This is a genomic window from Bacteroidetes Order II. bacterium, from assembly GCA_016788705.1.
In the GTDB taxonomy this organism is placed as follows: Bacteria; Bacteroidota; Rhodothermia; order Rhodothermales; family UBA2364; genus UBA2364.
Window position 1 is genome coordinate 26,147 of sequence record JAEUSQ010000031.1, and the last position, 21,401, is coordinate 47,547.

19 protein-coding genes, 4 tRNA genes and 1 pseudogene are annotated in these 21,401 nt (G+C 48.3%); 14 read left to right on the forward strand and 10 right to left on the reverse strand.

Annotation, left to right across the window (positions count from 1 at the left end; translation table 11 throughout):
• The first annotated feature begins 126 nt into the window (after nucleotides 1–126).
• The 3 genes from JNN12_08215 to JNN12_08225 are packed head-to-tail and all read left to right on the forward strand — an operon-like array spanning nucleotide 127 to nucleotide 708.
• On the forward strand, nucleotides 127–357 hold the full coding sequence (locus JNN12_08215; protein ID MBL7978314.1) for a DUF433 domain-containing protein: 231 nt from the start codon (nucleotides 127–129) through the stop codon (nucleotides 355–357).
• On the forward strand, nucleotides 354–452 hold the full coding sequence (locus tag JNN12_08220; protein ID MBL7978315.1) for a DUF5615 family PIN-like protein: 99 nt from the start codon (nucleotides 354–356) through the stop codon (nucleotides 450–452). Before JNN12_08215 ends, JNN12_08220 begins: the two co-directional genes overlap by 4 nt.
• Nucleotides 439–708 (forward strand): DUF5615 family PIN-like protein, encoded by a 270-nt coding sequence (locus tag JNN12_08225; protein ID MBL7978316.1) that lies wholly within the window; start codon nucleotides 439–441, stop codon nucleotides 706–708. The genes JNN12_08220 and JNN12_08225 overlap by 14 nt, the downstream gene beginning before the upstream one ends.
• 196 nt (nucleotides 709–904) lie before the next feature.
• Here JNN12_08225 and JNN12_08230 read toward each other — a convergent pair whose 3' ends face one another.
• Nucleotides 905–3,346, reverse strand: a complete 2,442-nt coding sequence (locus JNN12_08230) for an acyl-CoA dehydrogenase family protein (protein MBL7978317.1) — start codon at nucleotides 3,344–3,346, stop codon at nucleotides 905–907.
• A 220-nt stretch (nucleotides 3,347–3,566) separates the two neighbouring features.
• Here JNN12_08230 and JNN12_08235 point away from each other — a divergent pair, with 220 nt between their 5' ends.
• The gene (locus JNN12_08235; GenBank protein MBL7978318.1) at nucleotides 3,567–4,544 is read left to right on the forward strand and encodes a N(4)-(beta-N-acetylglucosaminyl)-L-asparaginase; all 978 of its coding nucleotides are present in this window, start codon (nucleotides 3,567–3,569) and stop codon (nucleotides 4,542–4,544) included.
• On the opposite strand, the gene pyrF is transcribed toward JNN12_08235, so the two are convergent.
• The 8 genes and pseudogenes from pyrF to JNN12_08275 all read right to left on the reverse strand — a co-directional run bounded on the left by pyrF (nucleotide 4,541) and on the right by JNN12_08275 (nucleotide 12,330).
• A complete protein-coding gene (gene pyrF, locus JNN12_08240) occupies nucleotides 4,541–5,377 on the reverse strand; it encodes an orotidine-5'-phosphate decarboxylase (GenBank protein ID MBL7978319.1) in 837 nt (278 codons plus the stop codon). The genes JNN12_08235 and pyrF overlap by 4 nt on opposite strands.
• Before the next feature lie 22 nt (nucleotides 5,378–5,399).
• Complete coding sequence (locus JNN12_08245) at nucleotides 5,400–6,809, reverse strand: leucyl aminopeptidase family protein (protein MBL7978320.1); 1,410 nt, start codon at nucleotides 6,807–6,809, stop codon at nucleotides 5,400–5,402.
• Between the two features lie 12 nt (nucleotides 6,810–6,821).
• On the reverse strand, nucleotides 6,822–7,436 hold the full coding sequence (locus JNN12_08250; protein MBL7978321.1) for a bifunctional phosphoribosyl-AMP cyclohydrolase/phosphoribosyl-ATP diphosphatase HisIE: 615 nt from the start codon (nucleotides 7,434–7,436) through the stop codon (nucleotides 6,822–6,824).
• A gap of 37 nt (nucleotides 7,437–7,473) precedes the next feature.
• A complete protein-coding gene (gene hisF, locus JNN12_08255; GenBank protein ID MBL7978322.1) occupies nucleotides 7,474–8,229 on the reverse strand; it encodes an imidazole glycerol phosphate synthase subunit HisF in 756 nt (251 codons plus the stop codon).
• Nucleotides 8,230–8,242: 13 nt separating this feature from the next.
• Nucleotides 8,243–8,962, reverse strand: a complete 720-nt coding sequence (gene hisA, locus JNN12_08260) for a 1-(5-phosphoribosyl)-5-[(5-phosphoribosylamino)methylideneamino]imidazole-4-carboxamide isomerase (protein ID MBL7978323.1) — start codon at nucleotides 8,960–8,962, stop codon at nucleotides 8,243–8,245.
• Nucleotides 8,963–8,966: 4 nt separating this feature from the next.
• Nucleotides 8,967–9,557 carry an imidazole glycerol phosphate synthase subunit HisH gene (hisH, locus tag JNN12_08265; protein MBL7978324.1) on the reverse strand — a complete coding sequence of 197 codons (591 nt, stop codon included), beginning with the start codon at nucleotides 9,555–9,557 and terminating at the stop codon, nucleotides 8,967–8,969.
• Between the two features lie 630 nt (nucleotides 9,558–10,187).
• A pseudogene (hisD, locus tag JNN12_08270) lies at nucleotides 10,188–11,456 on the reverse strand (histidinol dehydrogenase).
• Nucleotides 11,457–11,478: 22 nt separating this feature from the next.
• Nucleotides 11,479–12,330 carry an ATP phosphoribosyltransferase gene (locus tag JNN12_08275; GenBank protein MBL7978325.1) on the reverse strand — a complete coding sequence of 284 codons (852 nt, stop codon included), beginning with the start codon at nucleotides 12,328–12,330 and terminating at the stop codon, nucleotides 11,479–11,481.
• A gap of 167 nt (nucleotides 12,331–12,497) precedes the next feature.
• Between JNN12_08275 and JNN12_08280 the strand changes: the two genes are divergently transcribed.
• Nucleotides 12,498–15,230 carry a hypothetical protein gene (locus tag JNN12_08280; GenBank protein ID MBL7978326.1) on the forward strand — a complete coding sequence of 911 codons (2,733 nt, stop codon included), beginning with the start codon at nucleotides 12,498–12,500 and terminating at the stop codon, nucleotides 15,228–15,230.
• A gap of 351 nt (nucleotides 15,231–15,581) precedes the next feature.
• Here JNN12_08280 and JNN12_08285 read toward each other — a convergent pair whose 3' ends face one another.
• Nucleotides 15,582–16,391 (reverse strand): amidohydrolase, encoded by an 810-nt coding sequence (locus JNN12_08285; GenBank protein ID MBL7978327.1) that lies wholly within the window; start codon nucleotides 16,389–16,391, stop codon nucleotides 15,582–15,584.
• 70 nt (nucleotides 16,392–16,461) lie between these two features.
• Here JNN12_08285 and JNN12_08290 point away from each other — a divergent pair, with 70 nt between their 5' ends.
• The 9 genes from JNN12_08290 to tuf form a co-directional block, all read left to right on the forward strand.
• The gene (locus JNN12_08290; GenBank protein ID MBL7978328.1) at nucleotides 16,462–17,334 is read left to right on the forward strand and encodes an aldehyde dehydrogenase family protein; all 873 of its coding nucleotides are present in this window, start codon (nucleotides 16,462–16,464) and stop codon (nucleotides 17,332–17,334) included.
• A complete protein-coding gene (locus JNN12_08295) occupies nucleotides 17,331–18,662 on the forward strand; it encodes a DUF58 domain-containing protein (GenBank protein MBL7978329.1) in 1,332 nt (443 codons plus the stop codon). Before JNN12_08290 ends, JNN12_08295 begins: the two co-directional genes overlap by 4 nt.
• A 23-nt stretch (nucleotides 18,663–18,685) precedes the next feature.
• Entirely contained in the window at nucleotides 18,686–20,035 is a 1,350-nt protein-coding gene (locus tag JNN12_08300; GenBank protein ID MBL7978330.1) for a beta-lactamase family protein, read from the forward strand.
• Nucleotides 20,036–20,283: 248 nt separating this feature from the next.
• Nucleotides 20,284–20,604, forward strand: coding sequence for a cupin domain-containing protein (locus JNN12_08305; GenBank protein MBL7978331.1), 321 nt, complete (start codon nucleotides 20,284–20,286; stop codon nucleotides 20,602–20,604).
• 81 nt (nucleotides 20,605–20,685) lie between these two features.
• Nucleotides 20,686–20,758, forward strand: a tRNA-Thr gene (locus JNN12_08310).
• A 28-nt stretch (nucleotides 20,759–20,786) separates the two neighbouring features.
• A tRNA-Tyr gene (locus JNN12_08315) sits at nucleotides 20,787–20,868 on the forward strand.
• A 17-nt stretch (nucleotides 20,869–20,885) separates the two neighbouring features.
• Nucleotides 20,886–20,961, forward strand: a tRNA-Gly gene (locus JNN12_08320).
• Between the two features lie 7 nt (nucleotides 20,962–20,968).
• Nucleotides 20,969–21,040: transfer RNA gene (locus JNN12_08325), tRNA-Thr, on the forward strand.
• Between the two features lie 82 nt (nucleotides 21,041–21,122).
• On the forward strand, nucleotides 21,123–21,401 hold a 279-nt coding region (gene tuf / locus JNN12_08330), incomplete at its 3' end, for an elongation factor Tu (protein ID MBL7978332.1).

Consider the following 21,401-nt stretch of genomic DNA (forward strand, 5'->3'; position numbering starts at 1 on the left):
TTGGGGGTCGCGTTGCGCCAAACGGTTGGGGAATAACCTTTTCGTACTCGAAAAACCAGAAGGCGTTTCGGAACAAAGCGCCATGAAGCACGGTTTGGTAACGCAACACTTTAAACGGCACTTTTTATGCAACCGCTACAACGCATCACCATTGATCCTGATATTTGTCATGGAAAACCCACCATTCGTGGAATGCGGTATCCTGTCGAAATGATCTTGGATTTATTGGCAGCAGGTATGACGAATGAGGAACTGATCGAAGATTATCCAGCATTAGAACCCGAAGATATACAAGCGTGTTTGATGTATGCTGCGCGTTTGTCAAAAGTAAAATCCATTTCTAAGCTGGCAGCATGAAATTTATCGTAGATGCCCAACTTCCGTACAAATTGGCTTTGTTCATTCAAGAAAAAGGCTACGATTGTGTGCATACAGACGATGTTACCCAATAAAGAACGTACCAAAGACCATGAAATATGCGCTCTATCTGTTCAAGAGTCGCGCATTGTAATCTCGAAAGATGAAGATTTTTTAGATCACTATATGTTAAAAAACATCCCACAGAAACTTTTATGGATCACAACAGGAAATATCAAGAACAAAGATTTATTGGCACTTTTTACCGCACATTTTGACATGATTTGTCAAGCCTTCCCCCATTTCAACCTCATCGAATTGAACAACGATCATCTTTATTTCCACGAATAAATTTGTTCACGATTAGGCATTTAAGGTTTATATAGCGTGTTCGCAAAATAACCCTTTCGCGTCCGAAGAACCGCAAGGCGTTAAGATGTTAGGGCTACGCCCCTTTAAATTGTTTCTGTGCTATACCTGCTACGAAGATAGGTGGGCGCTACGCCCCCAGATTTTGGATTAACGCAATTCGTTTTGTTGGTTTCTGTCACACCCATTCGGGATCGGCGGAGGCAGAGACCATTTCTGGAATGGGCTTATCCACCCATTCGAGCCTCTCGGACAGGTTTTCTGTGGATGTGTCTAACCCAAAAGACCTACCCGAAGATACGCCTTCGGTGGATTCTAAGTTGGGTTCAAAGTTGATCGTCGAGACCGTTTTTGCGGTTTTTGGTTCTTCTTTTGGCCACGAACTTGTTGCCTCCAAAATTGGCTGAAGGATCAAATCGGTGGTTTGTTCTTCGGAGGCCAAAGGTATAGGGTTTGGGGCAGGTTGCCAAATTTGGTGATAGACCTCGGAGGTTTTGGGTGTTCGGGACTTGGGATAAGTCGTTTTTTTGGTGAACAACGTAGTTGTTTGCCACGTAGTTTTTGTGGGCGCTGGTGCAGGAATTGGTGCGATCGCTTGCGGGATTTCTACAGGGAGTTGGAGGACCTTTGGTGGATCAAGCCGAGACTCCTCGGTTGGGACTTCTGCTACAACAAGTGGGGAGTGCTGGGCTTGGCTTGTAGCGTCGGCAACCAATGGAGCATTAGAAAGGGCAAGTACGGGCGATTTTTCGGGTAGTACAAAGCCTTCGTTAGGCAAGGTATCGTTGTATTGAATAGCAGCTTTGGCAGCAAGAAGCATAGAGTGGTCTGCATTCTCGGTTAAAGATTGGATGTTTTGCTGGATTGCTTGTTCGGCCAAGTCGAAGAAATGGACAAATGCGGCCCAATCGCGGTCTAACGTAGCGCTATGCGATGGGTGTTCCAACTGATCTTCGATCTTAGACACACATGCAGAAAGGGCAAATAAATAAATCGCATTTTCTGCCAAGCGTGCTTGAAGTGCCTGCCGCGTCACCATTTTTTCTTGGTGCACAAATCCCGTTTTTTTGACCTGATAGCTATGTTCGGGGATGAGCCTTGCCAGACGATCTGCAAAGGGACGGAGTTGGTGGTGTTTTACAGGAATTTCGGGCTTTTGTTTTCTCAATCCCAGTATCACCTCGCCCCCCAAGGGCAAGGCTGTGCGCCAAACGGTGGGTTTGAAAAAAGAAGCCGTCATCCGACGGAGGTTTTGGGCGGTTTTTTGGTTTTTTTGCCATAGAAGTCGGTCGCGAATGCCCAATAATTGCAATGAAAGTTGCTTGCTACCATAGGCATAAATAAAGGAAAGCATCACTTCGTTGGCTCCTTCCACAATGGGGTAAATGCGGGCATCGCGCCACGCCCTTTCCAATTCGTTCTCGGTGATGTACCCTTCTCCGCCCATGATTTGTAGGGCATCGTTCAAGATATGATTTCCCATTTCCGAGCAAAAGACCTTGGTAGCAGCGGTTTCTACCATAATATCGGGGTCTTTTCGGTCCAACATGTTGGTTGTGAGGTACAAGACGGCCTCCATGGCATAGGCACGCGCCGTCATTCGGGCAATTTTTTGCTGGATTAATTCAAAATCTGCCAAGGGGCGTTTAAATTGGTAGCGGGTTCGGCTCCACTTAATGGCTTGGTTCATCCCGCGAATGGCGGCCCCTGTCACGCCCGCCGAGAGCGTACAACGTCCGTAATTAAGACAGGAAAGCGCTACTTGAAGCCCTTTTCCTTCTTCATGGAGCAGGTTCTCGAGAGGAACTTCCACTTGGTTAAACCGAATTCGGGCTTGCCACGTGCCTCTAACACCCGCTTTGGAGCGATTGTGTTCAAAAACTTCTACGCCACGCATATCGGGCGTAACGATTAGGGCGGTAATGGCATCTGAACCATCAGGCTGGGATTGGCGGGCCAAGACCGTAAAAAGTCCGGCGATTGCACCGGATGTACTCCATTTTTTTTCGCCGTTTAAGACATAGACTTGTCGTTCTGCATTCCATACACACGTCGTTTCTTGGCCCCCGGCATCGCACCCCACATTGGGTTCCGACAAACAAAAGGCAGAGAGTTTCTCGCGGGCCATCATCGGTAGATAGCGTTGTTTTTGAGACTCCGTACCATATAAAATCAATGCTTTACAACCAATGGATTGATGCGCAGAAACCACCACCGAAGTAGCGGCACAGCGAGCGCCAATGACGGAAAGTACGCGGTTATACGCCGTTACGCCCAATCCTAAACCGCCGTATTCTTTAGGGATTGTCATCCCCATCACGCCTATTTGGAACAAGCGATCTATGCACCATTTAGGGATTTCCTCGTTCTGGTCTATTTCTTTGGCCGGATGTTCGTGGGTCATATACGCCGTAACATCGCGGAGGAGTGCGGCTAAAGTCTCTTTTTCGTAGGCATTTTCCGCTGGGTAAGGCAAAACCAAGTCCGAACGAAAACGTCCCCAAAATAGGTTCTTGATGAAGCCCATTTCGGAAGGCTCAGGCCCCATCATTTGCTCTGTCTCGCGGATCATGTCCCGGTCTTTTTTGGAAAGGTTTTGCAAGTTGGAAAGTTGACTCATATACAGCTTCATTTGAAGAGATGTCCAAAAAATCAGCAACAAACATGCCTATTTGGTCTTTTGGAGACAAAACCATCCGAAAGGTTTAGCGTTTTTGGGGTTTCTTTCACTTTGTTTTCATAACAATGGCGGAATTGAAAGCGGTTTATCGTATTTTAAAAATGAAAACGTGCCCGCTTGATTTTCGGGATTGATTCACCATGATTAACGCATCAATGCAATGATAGAAAAAAGAAGAGCATTTATTCAGAAATTGGCCGGATTGGGTCTTGCCTCTATAACCAATTGTAAGCCATTGGTTGCTGCTCCGGTTTCCATAAAACGTATAGGAAAGCCCGTCATTCTTTCTACATGGGATAACCAGCCCGCCAATAAGCGTGCTTGGGAAATCCTCTCGAAAGGTGGTCGTGCATTGGATGCCGTAGAACAAGGGGTGATGATTACGGAGGCGGATCCTAATGACACGAGTGTGGGATATGGGGGGTTTCCGGATCGCGACGGAAATGTGACCCTCGATGCCTGCATTATGGACGAAAAAGGACGTTGTGGTGCGGTGGCTTGTTTGCAACACATCATGCACCCGATTCAGGTGGCGCGTTTGGTAATGGACAAAACGCCGCATTGGATGTTGGTTGGGGATGGCGCTTTGGAGTTTGCCTTGGCCCAAGGGATGAAAAAAGAAAACTTACTCACGCCCAAAGCAGAAGCGGCATGGCGGGAATGGCTGAAAACCTCGGAATACAAACCTATTTCCCCCGAAAACCATGACACGATCGGGATGGTGGCCTTAGACCAAAATGGACAACTCTCTGGCGCTTGTACAACAAGTGGGGCGGCGTGGAAAATGAAGGGGCGGGTGGGGGATTCACCGATCATTGGTGCGGGCTTGTATGTGGATAGTGAAGTGGGGGCCGCTAGTGCCACCGGGCTTGGCGAGATGGTGGTGCGGGCGTGTGGTGCGCATACCATCATCGAGTTTATGCGTCAGGGTTTATCACCGGAGATGGCCTGTAAAAAAGCCTTAGAGCGGATTATAAGGTTGTGGCCAGAGCATAAGGGGCAACAACTGGGGTTATTGGCGATAGACAACCAAGGCAATATCGGTGGATATGGCCTCCGCCCCGGCTACAAAATGACCGTAACCGATGATAGTGGAACCCGTGTGGTGGTTCCGAAGCATTTGTTTGAGTGGGACTAAGCCCGATAGGGCATTTGGCGGGCTAATTTTTGGGCTTCACGTGCGGCGGCTTCGGCAAAATCGCGACCAGATGCGGCATATAAAATGCCTCGGCTGGCATTGATGAGTACCGAGCCGCCGTTTGCGGTTCCTTCGGATACGGCCAAGTGGAGGTCGCCGCCTTGTGTACCAATACCAGGAATTAAAAATGGCAAACTCGGCGCTTCCTCACGGATAGCCCGCATGGCGTGGGCTTGGGTTGCACCCACCACCAATCCTGCCGTTCCGGGCATCTCTTTTTGCCATTGGTTTACTTTTTGGGCGACGGTCAAATAAAGGGGTTTGGCTGCTTGGTCTTGGTTCTTAATGGTTTGTTTCTCAAAGTCATCTGCTCCGCGATTCGAGGTAAGGCTCAATACAAATGCGGCTTTTCCAGCAAAGCCGAGAAACGGTAACACCGAGTCTGCTCCCATGTAGGGGGCAACGGTGAGGGCATCGCAGTCGAATTGTACCAAAAACGCTTCGGCATATTTGCGTGCTGTATTGCCAATATCGCCCCGTTTGGCATCGGCGATCACCAATTTATCGGGTGGAATGGCCTCCAATGTTTTTTTAAAAACCGTCCAGCCTTGCACCCCCAATGCCTCGAAAAAGGCTAAATTGGGTTTAAAACTACTGGTAAAGGCTTGTGTAGCCTCGATAATAGCGGCATTAAAGTGATAAACGGCCTGTGGCAGGTCGTATCTGGCCAATAGATGTTGGGGTATTTTGTGTGGATCGGGGTCTAATCCCACACACAAGAGGCTGTTACAAGCCGTTTGTGCTTCATGTAGCTTTTCGGGAAAAGTGTGCATGGCGTTGTTCCTGATACACTTATTAGGCTGGAGTCTCGGCCAATCGTTGGGCAAAGTCAAAAACCAAACGGGTTCCATAACCTGTGGCATGGCGCATTTTGCCAAAAGGGCCATCGCCATAGACCGTTCCGGCCACGTCTATATGTGCCCATGCCGGATGCTGATCTGTGAAGGCTTCTAAAAATTTAGCAGCGGTAATGGCCCCCGCTGGTCTTCCTCCAAGGTTTTTGAGGTCGGCAATGTCGGATTGTATTTGCTTTTTATACACCTCCCAAAGCGGTAAGCGCCAAAGGCGGTCTCCGGAGGTTTCTCCGCTTTCGGAAAGTTGGGCGGCTAAGGCATCGTTCGGGGTGAATAATCCGGCGGCATGATACCCCAAGGCCATCACACAAGAGCCTGTAAGTGTTGCGAAATCAAGTAGATAATCGGTTTCATAATTTTTTACTAAATAGGCCAAGGCATCTGCAAGGATAAGCCGCCCCTCGGCATCGGTATCTTCTACTTCGACGGTTTTGCCATTGTATAAGGTAATCACATCGCCCGGAAGGGTGGCATTAGAACCTGTTTTGTTCTCGGTGGCAGGGATGGCCACGAGGACGCGGATGGGTAGCTTGGCGGCGGCAATGGCGCTTATCGCCGAGAGGACAATGGCCGCGCCTCCCATATCGCACTTCATCATATACATGTTTTCACTGGGCTTGAGGTTGAGTCCGCCCGTGTCAAACGTCACCCCTTTGCCAACCAGCCCCAGCGTTTTGGTGGCATTTTCCGGCTCATAGCGGGCAATAATAAAATGCGCCGCATGATGGCTTCCGGCATTCACCGCAACAAGGCCGCCCAATCCCATATCTTTGAGGGCATCGCCCGTATAAATTTCGGTCGTAAAGCCTGTTTTATTCGCTAATTGTAGGGCATTTCCTGCCAAATGCTTGGGTGTGAGTTGGTTCCCCGGTGCATTGATGAGGGCCATGCCAGAAAGTGTGGCTTCTGCCAAAATCTGACCAAGCGCAATAGAGGCATGGGCGGAGGCGACATCTGGTACCACCAGTTCTATGTGGGCTAAAGACTTCTTTTTGGGATCGGTTTTCCAATGTCCCAGATCGTAAAGCCCTAAGAAAATGCCTTCCGTAATGGCTTGAAGGGCACTTTTTTCTTCGATGAGGGAACCATCGGGCATCATTATGCCAAGGTCATTCAGTTTGGTTTTGTAGGCATGGACAAATTGGCGTACCACGCGGCGAAGCGTATGAGCATCGGGTTTCTCCCCTAAACCAAGAAACCAGCCGCTATCGTTTAAATGTGAATAGCGCTGAATTTCGCCTTCTTCTGCCAAAAAATCGGCCAGAGGGCGTTGGACTTCTGAAGGAGTCTGGTCTTTGGCAATAAATCGTATGGCCTCGAAACGGGTTTGGGGCACGGGACGGAGGATCATAAAGGTTGGTGGTTAGGAGGGTTGATGGCGTGCTTCTAAAACAGCTAAAACGTCGTCTAATGGAATTTCTTTGGCTTCGAGCAAGACTAAAAAATGGAAAAGCAGATCGGCGGCCTCGCCTCTAAACAAGTCGTCGTTCTGGTCTTTGGCCTCAATCACCAATTCGACGGCTTCCTCACCCACTTTTTGGGCAATCTTGTTGATGCCTTTCTGAAACAAGGAGGTTGTATAAGACGGGATATTGGTGGCTACTTTTCGATGGTGGATGACTCCTTCTAAATGCCTTAGAAATAATAATTTATCCATTTTATTTTTTTCTCCCCAGCAGGTATCATCGCCTGTATGACAGGTAGGGCCAGCAGGCAATGCCTTAACGAGCAAGGTGTCTTGGTCGCAGTCCAAGTGTATTTCAATGAGCTTGAGTATATTTCCAGACTCTTCGCCTTTAGTCCAAAGTCGGTTTTTGCTCCGGCTGAAAAACGTGACGAAGCCGGAAGATAAGGTCTGTTGCACCGCTTCTTGGTTCATATAGCCCAGCATGAGTACCTGAGCGGTCTTTGCATCTTGGATAATGGCGGGAACCAAGTCGTCGGACTTTTCAAAATCTATGTTTTCGATATTAAACATGGCGTGTTAACCATTTGTTTTTATGTGTGATATAGGCTTAAAGGCGCATCGTGATCCCGCCAGCGGCAAGAAAGGCTTTAAGCTCAGGTATTGGGATTTCGCCAAAGTGGAAAATACTGGCGGCCAAGGCGGCATCTGCGGCTCCTTCACGGAAAACATCGGTAAAGTGTTCCTTTTTCCCCGCGCCACCGGAAGCAATTACTGGAATACTCCGGTTGGTAGAGAGTAAACGGGTTAGCTCTAAGGCAAAGCCATTTTTGGTCCCGTCGTGGTCCATCGAGGTCAAAAGGATTTCGCCAGCGCCCCGTTCTTCCACCTCTTTGGCCCATTCCAAGGCGCGGCGTTCGGTGGGGGCACGTCCGCCGTGTGTATAAACCACCCAGTCGTCTTCCGATCGGCGGGCATCTATGGCCACCACCACAAATTGTGACCCAAATTGATTGGCAATCTCTGAAACCAAATTAGGGTTGCGAACCGCCGCAGAGTTTACCGATACTTTGTCGGCGCCAGCATAAAGCAATGTGGAGGCATCACCAACTGTATTGATACCACCACCGACGGTGAAGGGGATGTTCAGGACTCGGGCCACACGCTTAACCAATGCAACTAATGTGCCTCGATTTTCGACGGTAGCGGTAATGTCCAAGAACACCAATTCGTCTGCGCCTTGTTCTACATACGCTTGCGCCAGTTCTACTGCATCTCCGGCATCGCGCAAATCCACAAAATTGATCCCTTTTACGGTTCGTCCGTCTTTTACGTCTAAACAGGGGATGATGCGTTTGGTGAGCATATTTGCCTTAAGGTTAATCAACAAAACGGCGAAGGTCGGATAATTGGATGGTTCCTTCATAAATTGCCTTTCCGATAATCGCGCCGTGAAGCCCATTTTCGCGCAATTTTTCGAGGTCTTCGATGTGGGTAACGCCACCACTTGCAATTAGCTTAAGACCCTCACATTCCGAGAGTAGGCGCTGATAAAGTTCTAAGGAAGGCCCCCTCATTGCTCCATCTTTGGCGATGTCGGTACAGATGACGTACTGCACGCCTTCTTTTAGGTAGGATTGGATAAACGGCAACAGTGCCACCTCAGTCAGGTCTTGCCAGCCACTCACGGCCACTTTTCCATCTTTGGCATCGGCACCCAAAATAATTTTATCAGGCCCATATTCCACCAACCAATGTAGGAACAAAGCGCGGTTTTGAATGGCAATGCTTCCACCTGTAATCATAGCTGCACCCGACGAAAAGGCAATTTTTAGGTCTTCATCGGATTGAATGCCACCACCAAAATCCACGACCAAGCCAGTTTTTCCGGCGATGTTTTCCAATACTTTATGATTGATGACACGCTTTTTCCGCGCCCCATCCAAATCCACTAAGTGCAAGCGGGTAATGCCTGCACCCTCAAACATTTTGGCCACTTCGAGCGGGTCTTCGTGGTAGGTCTTTTGGCGATTGAAGTCGCCTTGTGTTAACCGAACACACTTCCCCCCAATGAGGTCTATGGCAGGTACTATTTCCATGTTATTACAAAGATAGGCTTAAAAAATTCTGCAAAATCATTGCGCCTACATCGCCACTCTTTTCGGGATGGAATTGTACCGCGTAGAAATTGTCGCGGTGGAGCGCGCCGCTAAAGGGCAAAACATAGTGTGTGGTGGCAATGGCTGCTGGGTGTTCCTCTGCATAAAAACTATTGTTATAATACACATAGGAGCCTTCTTTAATGCCCAAAAATAGCGGTGAATGCAAGTGATGGATGCTGTTCCAGCCGTTTTGTGGGACTTTCTCGGAGCCAGTGGGGAACTTCCGGACGGCAACATCAAAAATACCGAGACAAGGCGTGTCGTTTTCTTCGGAGTGTTGGCACATCAGTTGGAGGCCCACACAAATGCCCAAAACGGGTTGTTTCAAGGTGGGTAGAAGGATATCTATACCGTTTTCCTGTACCGATTGCATAGAGGCGCGGGCTTCCCCGACTCCCGGAAAAATAACCCGATCGGCGGTACGAATTTCTTCGGGATCGTTTGTCCACACCGGCTCTACGCCCAGTCTGTTCAGGGCATTGACAACGGAGACAATGTTTCCGGCATTGTATTTGATGAGTGCGACTTTCAAAATAAGTATTGGTTAAACCGGTTAGAGTACACCTTTGGTGCTGGGTAAAATGTCCATCCGGGTAGGGTCTCGGCGGACGGCCATCCGGATGGCTTTGGCAAATGCCTTAAAAACCGACTCAATCAGGTGGTGGTCATTATCAGCCTTTGCCTGTATGTTGAGGTTGCACTTGGCGTTGTCGCAGAAAGATTTAAAAAAGTGGTACCACATCTCGGTTGGTACATCGCCCACCCGTTCGCGGGTAAAGGGGACGTCCCAGACCAACCAAGGCCGTCCGGAAAAATCAAGGGCTACTTGTGCCAATGCTTCATCCATTGGCAATAAAAAACCATATCGTTCGATGCCGCGTTTATCCCCCAGAGCCTCCCAAAACGCCGTTCCGAGGGCCAATGCGGTGTCTTCTACGGTGTGATGCTCGTCTATGTGGAGGTCGCCTCGTACCAAAACCGAGAGGTCGCAACCGCCATGCCGCGCCAATTGCTCCAACATATGGTCAAAAAAGCCCAACCCTGTGTGAAGGTCGGCTTTTCCGGTTCCGTCTAAGTTCAGGTGAATACGGATGTCCGTCTCGTTGGTGGTGCGTTGTACGTGAGCGGTTCGGTGGGTTGGTTCGGGGGCGGGTAATACCGCCAGACGGTGGGTTACGGCCCATTGGTGCGCCTCCAAGCCTTCGGCAGCCGCCATAGTCTCTACGGTAGGACCGATGTTTTGTAAACCCTCCGGCGTAAGGTGTTGAAAGGTGACTTTTCGTACAAAGGTATCTAAGGAAACCCCTGCATACATCCGTGCAGAGCCATTGGTCGGAAGGGTATGGTTGGTTCCTGAAGCATAGTCACCCACCGATTCTGGTGTCCAATGTCCCAAAAAAACCGATCCCGCATTGGCCACTTGGTCGGCGAGGGCATATGGGTGGTCGGTGGCCAGAATCAGGTGTTCGGGTGCATAAGCATTGAGCAACTTCATTGCTTCGGCTTCGGTTTGCACTTGGATCAGCAGGCTGTTTTCCAACGAGGCGGCAGCTATTTCGCGTCGGGGCAAGGTGGCCAACTGTGCCCGCACCTCGTGTTCTATTTGTTCTATCATAGAAGCAGAGGTGGAAACGAGTAGGACTTGGCTATCGGCTCCGTGTTCTGCCTGTGAGAGGAGGTCTGCGGCCACAAACACCGGATGGGCGGTCTCGTCTGCGTAAACGGCCACTTCCGAGGGGCCAGCAGGCATATCTATCGCCACGCCTTCTTGTTGGATCAATTGCTTGGCGGCAGTAACAAAGGCATTCCCCGGTCCCAAAATTTTATATACCGCAGGGATGCTTTCCGTGCCGTATCCCATGGCGGCAATGGCCTGTGCACCGCCCACTTTATACACCTGACGAATGCCAATGAGTTGGGCAGTGAACAAAATGGCCGGATGTACCGATCCATCTTTTTGCGGAGGCGTACATAAAACAACCTCCCGACAACCCGCTAATTTTGCCGGAATCCCCAGCATCAATAAGGTGGAAAACAGCGGAGCCGTCCCACCCGGAATGTATAAACCCACCTTTTCGATTGGGAGCGACTTTCGCCAGCACCGAACACCGGGCATGGTTTCTACCTCGCGCACGTTCTCGGCCTGCGACGCATGGAACTTCCGAATATTGGCGTAGGCGGTTCGGATAGCCATTTGGAGGGCCGGAGAAACCGTAGCCGTGGATGCCGCAAACTCGGTATCTTGTACCGCCAATTCCTTTAGGGTAACGCCATCGAATTGTGCCGTGAAGGCCCGAAGTGCGGCATCGCCTTGCACACGAACAGCCTCCAATATGGGTGCAACCCGGTCGGTTAATTGTCCGACCGCCAATGCAGGTCTTGACAAAAGGGAAGGCCAGTCGGTTTGCGGAGGGTGAATAATTTTTTTCATGGATTTAGGGCAATACCAGACGTTATAAAATCATTTTCTCGATCGGAACCACCAAGATGCCTTGGGCGCCAGCAGCTTTTAGGCCCTCGATGATTTCCCAAAACTGGTCTTCTTGAATTACCGAATGAACCGAACTCCAACCCGAAAGGGCAAGTGGCAAAACCGTCGGGCTTTTCATGCCGGGCAGGAGCCGGATCACTTCCGGCACTTGTTCGTTTGGGGCATTGAGCAGAATGTATTTAAAATTCCGCGCCCGATGCACCGACCGAATGCGGAACTTTAGTTGGTCTAATAATTCCGTTTTTTCGGATGACAACGCCGCATGGCGAATGATAACGGCTTCGGATTGTAGAATGGCTTGCACTTCTTTCAGGCCATTGCTCAATAATGTTCCGCCAGAGCTTACCAAATCGCAAATGGCATCTGCAAGCCCAATACCAGGTGCAATCTCTACCGATCCACTGATTTCATGAATGCTGGCTGAAATTCCGGCGTTTTTAAGGAAATCTTGTAACACATTGGGGTAAGAAGTGGCAATGCGCCTACCGTTCAGGGCTTCCAAGCCCGTCCATTCAAATGTCTTGGGTACCGCAATCGAAAGTCGGCAAGTGCCAAATCCTAATTTTTCCGCAATCTCTACAGGTTTCCGCGTCTCTTCTACCACATTCAGGCCCACGATGCCCAAATCAGCCGTTCCGTCTGCCACATAGCCCGGAATGTCGTCGTCACGCAAAAAAAGGATTTCTACCGGAAAATTGTGTGCCACACACCGGAGTTTATTCTTGGTATCAGGCAGGTCAATCCCGCATTCCCGGATCAGTGCTAAGGAGTCTTCACTTAAACGTCCGGATTTTTGGATGGCAAGGCGTATCAAGGTTTCGTTTGTGTATGGTTGATGAAAAAATAGGGGAACGCTGAACCCTAAGCCTGAACATAATCCAGAACAGTCCTCATGCTGGCGACATTCACAACATTTCCTTAGCGAAAAAAAGCCGAAGATCTTATTTTGTGTAAACGCTTACACTTAACCCATACGGCTTTATGACACGTAGTTCTATCAGCCTCGCGAAAGCCGCCGCTTTTTTCCTTGTTTTTCTTTTCTTTATGAATGCTGAAGCACAAACGCACTCCTTACCGATTTTTACGGAAGAAGTGCGACAAAATGGCTACCTGCACCAAAACGATACCACCTATTTTGTGTTCGATGCCTTGCGCTATGGACGGGAAAATGTGGAAAAAGTGGTCGTTACGGGCGCTTTTCGTGGATGGGATCAAAATATGAACGACCCGCAATGGTTGCTCAAGCCCATAAATGGCACGGGGCAACTCTGGTACCTTCCTGTTGTGAACCGTGATATGCAGACCATTCCACCCAGTTCACCTTTTAAATTCAGAATTAATGAGGGCGCTTGGCTGGATCCCTTTACGGCAGCCCCCAATGCCGAAGGTGGGAACCTGATTTTTATGAAGGGAATGACTCCGCCCGCTCTTAAAGCGACGTTGAATAATAAACGCGCCATCTATGTAAAAGTGCAAGGAGAAGGGTTAAGCCGCCCATTAGACCCTCATAAGTGGGTCATAACCGACGTAAAAGGGCGCCTCATCCCCATTCGTGAAGTCCTACCTCTCAATGCCAACGATGCCATCCTCGTTCCTGCCGAAGACTTGAACCGCAAAAAAGTCTATTATGTGAATCTCCCTAGCCTCAAAATGAATACGTGGGCCGACTTCGAAGGTTGGTGGCGGGATCTTTATTCGGATAAACCGCTCGGCGCTACTATCCATGAGGCCAGACAATCTACCCATTTTGGGCTATTTGCACCCCGTGCCGATGCCGTTACGCTGTTCTTGTACCGAAATGCGACCGATGAAATGCCCTATCAGAAAATTCCTATGACCGAGGACGAAAACGGAGTCTGGGAAACCACACAAACCGGAAGCCTGAAAGGGGTTTGGTACATGTTTTGGGTTCAAGGCGTCGAAATTCCTGGCTTCCCGTCCGATCATCTGGTTAGTGATCCATATGCACGTGTACAGGATGGGTCTTTTGGCAAAAGCCGTGTTTGGCCTGCTACAAAACCTGCTTCTGTACTTAAAAAGGGCATTCCCAAGATGGAAGATGTGGTGGCCTACGAAGTGCATGTGCAAGATTTTACGACATTATTGCCCGTAGCGCCCGAACTGAGAGGTACCATACCCGCCATGATTCGGCCAGGACTGAAGAATAAAAAAGGTGCACCCATTGGCTTTGACCACCTCGTGAAGACGGGCATCAATACCGTCCATCTGATGCCGATGCAAGAATACCTCCATTATCCGGATGCTGTTTGGAAAGAGGCGTTCCAAAACGATCCCTTGATGAAGGAATTGGGGGTTTCCGAAGAAAACTACCAATGGGGCTATCGGATCACCCATTTTATGGCGATCGAAAGCAAATACCGCCAGAAAAATACCGAACCCGGAACGGAACGTGAGCAATTTCGTGATCTCGTACAGGCCTTTCATCATAAAGACATGGCGGTGATCGTAGATTTTGTATTCAACCATACCGGGGAAAATATGGAGGGCAACCATTGGGCCATGAACTTCAATGGGATTGATATGCTCTACTATTACCGAACAAAAGACTTTCGGCATATCGGAGGGTATGGGAATGAAACCAAGTCCGAAAACCGGCCTATGGTACAGCGATGGCTGATTGATCAATGTAAAATGTTTAGAGATGAGTTCGGGGTAGATGGGATTCGGATTGACCTCGCCGGGATGACGGATGAGCAGTCGCTTTATAAAATCAAACAAGCCATGGGGCCGGATTGGATTATATACGGTGAGCCTTGGATTAGCCCGAACGATCCCGAGTTTCGTAAAAATCCGGACTGGGATTGGTATAAAGCGGATTCACCTATTACTTACTTTCAGGATGATGCCCGAAATGCGTTTAAAGGACCCACTTCCGATCCGAACAATAAGTACACAGACCGGGGGTTTGCTGGTGGAAATGCAACCGAAAGGGATCGCACCATGTTGGCCCTCACCAATGGATTTCCGGAAGAAGGGGACCCCAACCGAGGATTAAACTACTTGGATATTCACGATAATTGGGCCTTGGCAGATCAGTTTGCGACCAAGGATTGGGATGGACGAAAAGGTGTGGACGAAGGGGCCTATAAAATTGCAGCCACCCTCCTTTTTACGTCTCTCGGCCCTATCGTCATTCATGGCGGAACCGAGTTCATGAGAAGCAAAGGGGCCATGCCAGACTCGCGTGGGCAGGTGATCAAGGAAACCCGAATGGGCAAGATTTATCTCAAAGGCCGGGGCGATACCTATAATGCGCTTATCCCCAATCTGTTCGTTTGGGACAATGTGGGTAAATCTCCCAAAGATGATAAGGCGTGTAATTGTGACTTTAAGGGGATGCAGGCCTATTGGGAGGGTCTTACACGATTTAGGCTTAGCGAAAAAGGGAAGGTGTTTCGGTTTGGGGGGAAAGTTCCTCCACCCAACTATTACCAATTCATCAAGCCCGAAAATCCGTACCTACTTGGATATGTTGTGAAAGCGAATGTCTTGGTCTTGGTAAATACGGCGGAAGTGGCGAATCGTTTTCAAATAGAGGCACTTCCTGCAGGAAACTGGCGATTGATTGCAGATGGCCAGCAAGTGGATTTTGTGAACGGTCTTAAAGGAGCCAGTGCAACCCTCAATGGCGGTAAGGTGCCTGAGGTCATAACCGTGCCAGCCACAACAGCGATGATTTGGGTAAAAGACTGATTCCAAAAACGGAAAACAATAAAGCCCCTTTGGTAAATCCGAAGGGGCTTTTGTAATTTTGAAACAATGGAGGGAAATAAGGAACAACTTTCAAAATGACAAAACAAATTGATTGTGGAACGCGCAACTTATGCCGAATAGACGATCAGCATGAGAATCGCAACGAACCCCACGCATACGAACATGAGCCGCATGCTTTTGGTTTGTTGGGTCATTTTGGTTATTAGGGAAATAGTGGGAAAGAACATTATGTGTGGGAACGGCTTGAAAGTAAAAAAACGATTTAATAAAAGCAAGTGCCTGTGGTGCGTTTTAAGAAAAAAATACAATTTTATTTTTTCTTAAAACAAATCACACAAAAATATTGAATTGGTCGGCATCCAAATGAGCAGGAAATTTATTCCGATATTCCAGAAGTGCGGTATGAGATAAGGGATAGGTGACACTGTTCATTGTTCTACCCGCATCCCAAAGAATCTGGCCTTTGTAGTCTGAAATCAGCGAGTCTCCTTGGTATGTTTTTCCATTGCCATCAAGACCTATTCTATTAATTCCAACAACATAGGATAGGTTCTCTATGGCTCGTGCAGGCAATAGGGCACGCCAAGCCAAAGACCGCGTCGCTGGCCAGTTGGCCACATAAATTAAAAGATCGTACGCCAGCCCAAGATTTCTACTCCATACCGGAAATCGTAAATCATAACAGATTAATGGGCATATTTTCCAGCCTTTCCATTCAATAATTAATTGCTTATTTCCTGACGAATAAACCTGTTCTTCTCCAGCCATCCTGAATAAATGCCGTTTATCATATGATTGGTACCGTCCATCCGGAAAGACCCAAAAAAGGCGGTTATAAAAGTGGTTCTCATCACATACCATGAAACTGCCCGTGAGTGCAGCGTTATAGGCTTGTGCCTTGGCCTGCATCCATGCAAGGGTGGGGCCCTCTGGTGGCTCGGCATAAGGCGCTGGATTCATGGAGAATCCCGTTGTGAACATTTCTGGCAATACAATCACATCCGTGGCCGAGTCTATCCCCAAAAGGTGCTCATCCAGCATTTTCCGGTTGTTTTCCGGAGATTCCCAGTGAAGATCAGTCTGGATGGCCGATATGTATAAACTTTCTTTCATAGGGGGGTGAAAAAGATGCTTGGGCATAACAATTCAGGATATTTGAAACTATGGATATTGTACCTATATTCCAAAATCAAAACCAATCATGTAAACCATGCCCCGACTTTCAGTGCCCAAGACCTATAAGATGTTAATTAATGGAGCTTATGTTCGTTCCGAACGTGGCTACGTAAGCTCCCAAACCGATGGAACAGGCAAGGTGATTGCAACATATCCACTAGCCTCCCGCAAGGATGTACGGGAGGCGGTTGCTGCGGCCCGAAAAGCGCAGAACGGCTGGGCAAAACGTTCGGCTTTTAACCGGAGCCAAATCCTTTTCCGGATTGCCGAAATGCTCGAAACGCGCCGTAAAGGTTTTGAGGAATCTTTGGCGCAATGGCTAAATTTTAGCGAGGAAGAGGCCGTTGTCGAACTAGATGCAGCGATTGATCGGGTTTTTTGGTATGCTGGCTGGGCCGATAAATATGCCCAAGTGTTCAGCAGTGTTAATCCTGTGGCGGCTCCTTTCTTTAACTTTACCACGCCCGAACCAACGGGGGTCGTCGCCCTCTTTGCACCTGCCTCTTCACCGCTATCCGGATTGGTCTCGGTGCTGATGCCCGTTATTCTTTCTGGTAATACGGCGGTTTTGGTTGCAGATTCGGTTTCTCCTCTTTCAGCCTTAGATTTTGCAGAGGTGATCGGCGTCAGCGATGTGCCCAATGGCGTGGTCAATATTCTTACAGGCCAACGGGAGGAACTGATCACCCCAATGGCAAATCATATGGACATAAATGCCCTTGCCGGATTTGGCCTTTCGGCTGAGGAAGAAAAACGGATAACCGAATTGGCCGCAGCCAATATGAAACGCATCCATTTTGGAAAAGATAACGGGAAGACCGATTGGCAACAAGTGGACAACCAGTCCCTCTATGCTGTATTACCATTTGTAGAGTTCAAAACTGCTTGGCACCCCATTGGCGTATGAACGCGTTTCGTGATACCTTTTTCACCAATCGCTTGTATTTGGTGCTGGGCGTTGTGGTGGTTGTTTTAATGTTGGGCCATTTTACTTTGGCTTTGGCCATTCTAGGTAGGGTGGCTTTAATATTGGTGCTGGGTCTGGTGCTGCTGGAATCGCTTGTGTTGTACCTAAACCCAAGGCCCGTTTCTGGTGAGCGTGAACTTCCGGAGCGGTTTTCGAATGGGGATGCCAACACAATTGGTCTGGTTATACGCAACGGATATGCTTTTCGGGTGCATCTTGAGGTGATAGACGAAGTGCCTTTTCAGTTTCAAGAACGGTATTTTAACAACCGTTTTTCATTGGCTGCCGCCGAAGAGAAGGCGTGGTCTTATACCCTTCGGCCAGTGCGTCGAGGGGTTTACCATTTTGGCATTTTGAATGTATTAGCCACCACCCGATTAGGACTAGTACAACGTCGTTTCCGGTTAGCCAAGGAAGAGAACGTAGCCGTGTACCCCTCTTTCTTGCAAATGCGGCAGTTTGAGTTATATGCCATCTCAAACCGACTCACCGAGGCTGGTGTAAAACGTATTCGGCGTATAGGACGTGCGACCAACTTTGAACAAATTCGGGCCTATGTTCCGGGTGACGAGCCTAAAACCGTAAACTGGCGGGCGACGGCAAGACGAGCAGACCTAATGGTAAACCAATACGAAGAAGAAAAAGCCCAACAGGTGTTTAGTGTATTGGATCTTGGGAGAAATATGGAAATGCCTTTTGAGGGGATGAGTTTACTCGATTATGCCATAAATGCCACATTGGTCATTTCTAATATCGCCATGCTTAAGCAGGATAAAGCGGGCTTGGTATGTTTTTCAGATGAAAAGCCTTTGATTCTGCCAGCCGATCGGAAAAAAATCCACCTTCAACGGATCATGGATGCACTCTATCGGCTGACAACCGATTTCAAAGAATCTGATTTTGAAAAACTTTATGCCTACGCCCGACAACACATCCATCAGCGAAGCCTTTTACTACTTTATACCAACTTCGAGTCGCTTTCAGGCATGAAACGTCGGCTCCGGCAGTTGCAATTATTGGCCAAACAGCATCTGGTGGTGGTTATTTTTTTTGAGAATACGGAACTGAGCGCCCTCACAGAAGCCTTGCACCAAAATGTAGAGCACATCTACATACAAACCATTGCCGAGAAAGTGGGATTCGAGAAGCGAGAAGTGGTTCGGGAATTGAAACAATATGGCATTCACACCATCCTTACCTCACCTCAAAACCTTACGGTCTCTACGATTAATAAATACCTAGAGCTAAAAGCCCGAGGCCTGATCTGATTTTCTAACCCTATCAAACGGACATGAAATACGCTTTATCCTTTTTGTTGTTGTTGCTGCTGTTTGGCGTTTCGAAGGCACAAACCACGCCGGGTGCCACAGCCAAAAATAAGGCTCCTTCTTCGGGAGTTGAACCTGCTACTCTAAACCGCCAGATACCCTTTAACCTCACCAATCCGAAAATGGTGGGTATGGATGAAAGCCGATTGCAGCGTACTGATAGCCTGATCTTGCGGGAAATTGCAGCAAACCGCTTGGCGGGTGCGGTTTTATTTGTGGCACGGGAGGGGAAAACCGTTCGATACCAAGCATATGGGATGGCGGATGTAGCAGCTAAAATCCCCATGCGAGAAGATACCATCTTCCGGATTGCCTCTATGTCTAAAGCAGTGACCACCGCCGCCATTATGATCCTGAATGAGGAAGGGAAACTCGATCTTGGTGATCCGCTTCATAAGTTTATTCCGGCATTTAAAGACATGAAAGTGGCGTATCCCAATCCAGATAAAACAGCACCTCATAAGTTCATAACAAAACCTGCCAACCGTTCTATTACCCTGCTCCAACTCCTGACCCATACTTCTGGATTGGGTTATGGCTGGGGCGTTGGAACAGAAGCCTGGCAAGCTGCGGGGATTACGGGGTGGTTTTTTGCAGACCGTAACGAAAAAATTGGGGACGTAGTGGAAAAAATGGCTTTGTTGCCGCTGGAAGCTCAGCCTGGTGAATCCTGGGTATATGGCTACTCTACAGATGTTTTGGGCCGAGTGGTCGAAATAGCCTCCGGTATGTCGTTAGATGAGTTTTTTGAGAAGAAGATTTTTAATCCCTTGGGTATGAAGGATAGTGGATTCTGGCTGCCTTCCAGCAAAGCCGGACGTTTTGCACCAGTCTATGGACTCTTTGATGATGGACTCCGGGTGGTGGAAGACAATGCAAATACCCAATACCTGAATGGACCAAAAAAATGTTTCTCTGGTGGTGCAGGCCTTATTTCCACAGCACATGACTATGGACGCTTTATCTCGATGCTCCTGAATAATGGATCATTAGATGGTGTTCAGGTACTGGCACCAAAATCTGTAGAGATGATGCGCACCAATCAGGTGGGCGACCTGTATAGCACCATTGGTTGGGGGCGAAAGCAGGGTTTTGGACTTGGATTTTGGGTGAATGAACAATCCGGAAGTGGAAACCGTATCGGAACAGCCCATGCGTATGGTTGGGGAAGTGCCTATTACCCAATCTATACCATTGATCCTAAAGAAAAACTAGTCTATGTTTTCCTTACTCAACTTATGCCTTCTGGTAATCAAAGAATCGCTGATCACTTGGGAACCCTCATCTATCAATCTGTTCTTACCTTATACTAAATGCTCCATGCAGGTGCATTAATTTTAAGTAACCTCTTTTTTTTTTGTTGCTTTTTGATTTGTTGCTTCCTATTTTGCACATTATTAAAAAAGTGTATTTGTCACAACTTTTTTGATCTGAGCCAAATAAAGTTTTTGATATAACATTGTATCAAATAGTCATATCGGCGGAAGGGGTAGTACTCAGTTCTTGTCACCTCTATAGGGTACTGCCCTTCCACGATAGTTTTTATAGGGTTAATATCTATATGCCTTTTTTTCCTAAAAGTGCTCAAACCTCCATAAACCCTTTTACCGGATACGATGGAAAAATGGTGCATGGTGCTCGTATGTCTATGGTTTTGTGGGAAGTGGGACCACTTGCGGAAGTTCCTTTACATACCCACGAACATGAGCAAATTGGTGTTTGCCTGGAAGGCACATTTGTCTTTCGGTTGGGCGATGAAGAGAGGGAGATGGGTCCTGGTGATATGGTGGTGATTCCTTCGCATGTACCACATGGAGGATATGCACGCGTTGCTTGTACCTTTCTGGATGTTTTTTCACCAGCGCGTCATGAGTATGGCTGAAATATGAAACAATGGAAAAGGTGAAGTCAGGGGTTGACACAAGGCGCTTTTCCACATTATCTTAAAGTCCTTTTAAAAAATGCTGGCATAGCTCAGTTGGTAGAGCAGCTGATTTGTAATCAGCAGGTCATCGGTTCGAGTCCGATTGCCAGCTCCCCTTTTAAAGGTGTTCATTAAATTATGGGCGGATACCCAAGTGGCCAACGGGGGCAGACTGTAAATCTGCTAGCTAAGCTTTCGGAGGTTCGAATCCTTCTCCGCCCACGTGTTTATTTTTATAAGCGGAAGTAGCTCAGTTGGTAGAGCGTCAGCCTTCCAAGCTGAATGTCGCGGGTTCGAATCCCGTCTTCCGCTCCAAAAATAAGCCGCCTTAGCTCAGCGGTAGAGCACTTCCATGGTAAGGAAGGGGTCCTGGGTTCGATTCCCAGAGGTGGCTCTTAGGTATAGCAGGAAATTTTCTTGCTATACCTTTTGTGTGTTAATGAACATAAATTCCAATATTTAAAAGATTTCCAGCTATGGCAAAAGAGACTTTTGTACGCTCCAAACCGCACGTGAACGTTGGTACGATTGGTCACGTTGACCACGGTAAGACGACGCTTACGGCAGCAATCACGACGGTATTGGCGAAGCACACGCCGGGCATTCAGGTCCGCTCTTTCGACTCGATTGACAATGCTCCGGAAGAGCGTGAGCGTGGTATCACGATTGCGACGGCGCACGTGGAATACGAGACGGCGAATCGTCACTATGCGCACGTTGACTGCCCTGGTCACGCGGACTATGTTAAGAACATG